6 protein-coding genes and 1 other RNA gene are annotated in these 4,842 nt (G+C 71.8%); 1 reads left to right on the top strand and 6 read right to left on the bottom strand.

What is annotated here, in order from left to right; all coding sequences use genetic code 11:
- Nucleotides 1-85: 85 nt before the first annotated feature.
- Nucleotides 86-280, bottom strand: coding sequence for an SIMPL domain-containing protein (locus GH736_RS17365; protein WP_159605567.1), 195 nt, complete (start codon nucleotides 278-280; stop codon nucleotides 86-88).
- Between the two features lie 246 nt (nucleotides 281-526).
- On the opposite strand from GH736_RS17365, the gene ssrA reads away from it, so the two are divergent.
- Nucleotides 527-895, top strand: a transfer-messenger RNA (tmRNA) gene (ssrA, locus tag GH736_RS17360).
- 117 nt (nucleotides 896-1,012) lie between these two features.
- On the opposite strand, the gene GH736_RS17355 is transcribed toward ssrA, so the two are convergent.
- The 5 genes from GH736_RS17355 to GH736_RS17335 all read right to left on the bottom strand — a co-directional run.
- The gene (locus GH736_RS17355; protein ID WP_456236774.1) at nucleotides 1,013-2,092 is read right to left on the bottom strand and encodes a DNA polymerase IV; all 1,080 of its coding nucleotides are present in this window, start codon (nucleotides 2,090-2,092) and stop codon (nucleotides 1,013-1,015) included.
- Between the two features lie 25 nt (nucleotides 2,093-2,117).
- Complete coding sequence (locus tag GH736_RS17350) at nucleotides 2,118-2,675, bottom strand: septum formation family protein (RefSeq protein ID WP_159605565.1); 558 nt, start codon at nucleotides 2,673-2,675, stop codon at nucleotides 2,118-2,120.
- Complete coding sequence (locus tag GH736_RS17345; protein ID WP_159605563.1) at nucleotides 2,665-3,588, bottom strand: LLM class F420-dependent oxidoreductase; 924 nt, start codon at nucleotides 3,586-3,588, stop codon at nucleotides 2,665-2,667. The genes GH736_RS17350 and GH736_RS17345 overlap by 11 nt, the downstream gene beginning before the upstream one ends.
- Before the next feature lie 2 nt (nucleotides 3,589-3,590).
- Nucleotides 3,591-4,457, bottom strand: coding sequence for an inositol monophosphatase family protein (locus GH736_RS17340; protein WP_159605561.1), 867 nt, complete (start codon nucleotides 4,455-4,457; stop codon nucleotides 3,591-3,593).
- Between the two features lie 22 nt (nucleotides 4,458-4,479).
- A partial coding sequence (locus GH736_RS17335; RefSeq protein ID WP_203230827.1) for an AzlD domain-containing protein occupies nucleotides 4,480-4,842 on the bottom strand: 363 nt, incomplete at its 5' end.

Raw genomic sequence — 4,842 nt, 5'->3', positions numbered from 1 at the left:
GGCGAGATCGCCCCGTCGACATCGACGAACCACACCTGCGACGGGTGCTCATTCGAACGGGTGGGGACGGTCGGTTCCTGCACAGTCAGCTCCTCAGCTTCCTCAAGGTCAGCGTCGGCGGCCGCCGTACCTCGGCCAGCAGTCGCTCGTGCGCCTGGCCGGTGCGTGCGGCCACGTCGTCGCGCGCCGCGCCTGAGCCGCCCACCGAGAGGGAGACGGCGGCGAGTTCGGGGGCGATGCGCTCCTCGGCGTGACCGGTGACGGCGATCGTGGTCGGCATGGTGCCCCTCTCGGATGCGGGTGCCGGAACGACGACCTCGACGCCCGGCGGCCGTGGCAGCGCCCGGCCGACCTCAGCATACGTCGGCCGACCGATGCCAACCCGGGCGACGAGGACCCGGAATGTCGGAGGCAGCGCGTATGTTGTAAGCTGTAAGGCCGCAGACCTTCGGGTGTGCGGTGATTGGAAACTCCACAGCGTGCGACAACGGCCCGCCGAACCGGTCCCGACCGGGCGGCGTCACATGGGGATGATCGGTTTCGACATCGTCTGCGAACCCACGAGAAGCGGGCCGAGGATGCAGGGTTATCTCGTAAACGATCTCTGCGAACCAATAACTGCCAATAAGAAGCAGTCTGACTTCGCCCTCGCTGCTTAAGCGAGTGCGTTAGTCCGTCAGCCCGGGTGTGTTCCCGCCCCGGTCGCTGGCGTCATCTAGGGGACTTGCTGCGCGTCGTCGCCTGAGCGACGTGTGGGACTTTATCGGGCTGGGCTCGTCGACCTAGGTGCCTGTGGCAAAGGTCGGGGCCGAGTAGAACGCTCTCACAGGATGCGCCCGGAGAAGGCGTGGAATCACAGCGATGGACGGGGGTTCAATTCCCCCCATCTCCACCATCGGCCGTTGTCGCACGTCGTGGAACGAAGGCCGCCCCATGGGGCGGCCTTCGTCGTATCCGGGCTGAGCCGGGTCGCGCCTCGTGGCGCCCTCGGCGCGGGAGGTCGCGCGGCACCTCACCAGCCGCTGCGGGTCGGCGTGTGGCCGTCGCGGGCGTCGCTGGGCATGGCCATCTCGGCTCGGAGCCCGAGGAGCCGGATGGGGCGGCCGGGTTCGATGCGACTCGCGAGCTCGAGCGCGCCGGCGAGCACCACCTCGGGGTCGGACGTCTCGGGGATCTTCTTGCCGGTCGTCTTCGTGATGAACGGCGCATACCGGATCTTCAGCGTGAGCCCGACCACTGGGCGGCCCTCGGCCGCGACATCCTTCAGCACGTTGGCCACCAGCTCGCGCACCGCCTCGTCGACCTGCCCCGGCGCGACGAGATCCTCCTGGAACGTCGTCTCCCGGCTGTGCCCTCGGGCCACCCACGGCGTGTCGTCGACCTCACGCGCGCCCTCGCCGCGTCCCAGCAGGCCGTACCACGGCCCCATCCTCGGTCCGAACTCCGGCACGAGCACGTCGGGCCCGGCGGCGGCCAGCTCGGCGACCGTCGTGATGCCGTGCGCGGCCAGGCGCTGCGACACCTTCGAGCCGACACCCCACAGGTCCCGGGTCGGGCGGTGGCCCATGACGTCGAGCCAATTCGCTGCCGTGAGCCGGAACACGCCCCTCGGCTTGCCGAATCCCGTCGCGACCTTCGCCCGTACGAGGGTGTCGCCGATCCCCACGCTGCAGTGCAGGTCGGTGCGGTCGAGCACGGCGCGCTGCACCGCCCGGGCGTAGGCCTCGGGGTCGTCGGTGCGCACGCCGATGAACGCCTCGTCCCAGCCGAGCACCTGTACGGTCGCGCCCGGTTGCTCCCGAAGGGTCGCCATGACCTCCGCGGATGCCGCCGTGTACGCGTCTGCGTCGACGGGCAGGATGATGGCGTCGGGCGCCTTCCGCGCGGCGATGCGAAGCGGCATCCCCGAGCCGACCCCGAACTCGCGTGCCTCGTACGACGCCGTCGAGACCACCGCGCGCTCGGTCGGGTCGCCGCGACCGCCCACGATGATCGGCTTGCCGGCGAGTTCGGGACGCCGCAGCACCTCGACCGCCGCGATGAACTGGTCGAGGTCGACATGCAGCACCCACGGGGTCGAGCCGTCGCTCACGCCCTCAGTCTGCACGCACCGACCGTCAGTACGCGATCCCTCGCAACGACCCGGTGACGAGGTCGGTCGGATGCCACAGCGCGCACGCCACTCGACGGTCGCCGATCGCCCAGCCGGGCTCGTCGGGCGCGAACGAGTACCAGCCGAGCATCGAGGCGTCGGCTGGGACGCCCACGAAGTCGGCGAATCGCGCGCGGCATCCGTCGTCGGCCTGCTGCTGCGCCGCGTCCGCCCCGGGGAATCCACCCGGCGCGAGCTCGAACGTCGCGTACACCTCATCGTCGTGCGGCTCGTCGCACGGGACGACGGAATCGGGCCCGGCCGCCCGGTCCTTGCGCGAATCGAGGCACTCGCCGACGGCGGGGAGGTAGCGCAGTCGAGCCTGCGGCGCCGGCGAAGCGGGGTCGGATGCCGGGGCGGAGCCCGATGCCGTCGGCACCGATCCGGTCGCGGCATCGGTGGCGGGTTCGGTCACCTCGACCAGGGGCGCGCCGACGCATGCCGTCAGCAACAGCCCCGCGCCCGCGATCACCGTCGTGAGCACGAGCCGAGAGCGCGCGCTCGTGCGACGTTCAGCGCACATGCGGGAGCACCTCCGCGGCGACGAGCTCGAGGTGCTCGAGGTCGCGGAGGTCGACGAGCTGGAGGTACACCCGGTCGGCCCCGAGGTCGCGGAGGCGCTGGATCTTCTCGACGGCGGCCGCTGGGGTGCCCGCGACGTTGACCTCGGCGAACGTGTCGGGGTCGGCATCGATGGCGGCGAGCCGCCGCAGGTAGTCGGCGTCGTTCACGGCGACGACGGTGGGCAGTGCCACCGACGTGCGCAGCGTCGCGGGGTCGCGCCCGATCTGCTCGCACGCGCGGCGCACGCCGTCGAACGTCTCGGCGATCACGTCCTCGGAGCGGAAGCCGATGTTGAACTCCGTGGCGAACCGGGCCGCGAGCGCCGGCGTGCGCTTCGGACCGGCTCCGCCCACGATGACCGGCACCGGCGACTGGACGGGCTTCGGCAGCGCTGGCGCCTGCTCGAGGGTGTAGTGCGCGCCGGCGAAGTCGAAGGTCTCGCCGACCGGCGTCGACCAGAGCCCGGTGACGATCTCGAGCTGCTCCTCGAACAGGCCGAAGCGCCTCGCCGGGAACGGGATGCCGTACGCCTCGTGCTCCTCGGCGAACCATCCGGTGCCGAGCCCGAGCTCGACGCGGCCGCCAGACATGGCGTCGACCTGGGCGACCTGGATCGCGAGCAGCGACGGGTGCCGGAACGTCGCCGAGGAGACGAGCGTGCCCAGCCGGATTCGGCGGGTGTCGCGTGCGAGGCCCGCGAGGGTGGTCCAGGCATCCGTCGGACCGGGCAGCGGATCGCCGGTGCCCATGCGGAGGAAGTGGTCGGAGCGGAACCAGCCGTCGAAGCCCAGTCGCTCGGCCGCGCTCGCCTGCGCGAGCTGATCGTCGTAGCTCGCGCCCTGCTGGGGCTCGGTGAAGACGCAGATCTCCATCGTCAGGCTCTCGCTCCGTCGGCGGGCGATGCGGGCGAGGCGAGGGCAGCGAGCACGGCCTCGTGCAACCGCCCGTTCGTCGCGAGGGAGCTGCCGTGCCATGGGCCCGGTTCGCCGTCGATCGAGGTGAAGCGGCCGCCGGCCTCCTCGACGATCGGCACCAGCGCGGCGAGGTCGTAGGGCTTGACGTCGAACTCGCCGGTGATGTCGATGAGCCCCTCCGCGAGGAGCACGTACGACCAGAGGTCGCCGTAGGCGCGGTCGCGCCACACCTGCTCCGACAGCGCGAGCAGCCGGTCGAGGTATCCGGCGTCCCGCCATTGCGCGAGGCTCTGGAAGCTGAGCGAGGCATCCGACAGCTGCTCGACGCCCGAGACGCGCAGGCGGCGAGCACCGGGCACGCGAGCGGATGCCGCATCCGTCGCCCCATCGCTCACGCCGAGTTCACCGGCCGATGCGCTCGTCCACGCGCCGAGCCCGCGCGCCGCCCACCAGCGCCGGCCCATGGCAGGGGAGGACGCCACCCCGACCACGGGCACGCCGTCGATGGCGAGCGCGATGAGGGTGCCCCACACCGGCACGCCGCGGAGGAAGTTCGCCGTGCCGTCGATCGGGTCGATGATCCACTGCCGCGTCGAATCACCCTCGGTGCCGAACTCCTCGCCGAGGATGCCGTCACCCGGCCGCGCCTCGGCGAGCCGGTCGCGGAGCGCGCGCTCGACCGCCAGGTCCGCCTCGGTGACCGGCGTGCGATCGGGCTTCGTCTGCACGTCGAGGTCGACGGCACGGAAGCGCGCGAGCGACACGGCGTCGGCGAGATCGGCGAGTTCGAGGGCGAGATCGAGGTCTTCGGCGGAGTCGGCGGTCACCCGATCAAGGCTATCGGGCCGCTCACACCAGTCGGACGAGGATCGTGACCGCGACCGCGACCGCGACGCAGCCGAGCTGCGGCATTCGCAGCCACCACGCGATCCCCGCGGCGGCGAGCCCCGGAACCATCGTGGCGTCGGCCGACGACCAGCGCTCGCCGAGGAGATTCACCGCGATCAGTCCGGCCAGCAGCGCTGCCGGCAGCGCATCGACGACCTCCTGGACGCGCGGCGGGAAGGTGCGGTCGCCGAGCACCGCCGGACCGACCCCCTTGTAGACCACGTTGATCACCGCCAGGGCGATCACGGCGAGCACGAGCGCCGTCACGGGTCGACGGCCTTCGTGGTGCGCGCTGCGGCCAGGAGCGCCGCGAGCGCGCACGCG

It is taken from the genome of Agromyces humi (assembly GCF_009720255.1).
GTDB classification, from domain to species: Bacteria; Actinomycetota; Actinomycetes; order Actinomycetales; family Microbacteriaceae; genus Agromyces; species Agromyces humi.
The sequence above is the reverse complement of the archived record's forward strand: the minus strand, read 5'-3'. Positions and strand labels throughout refer to the sequence as shown.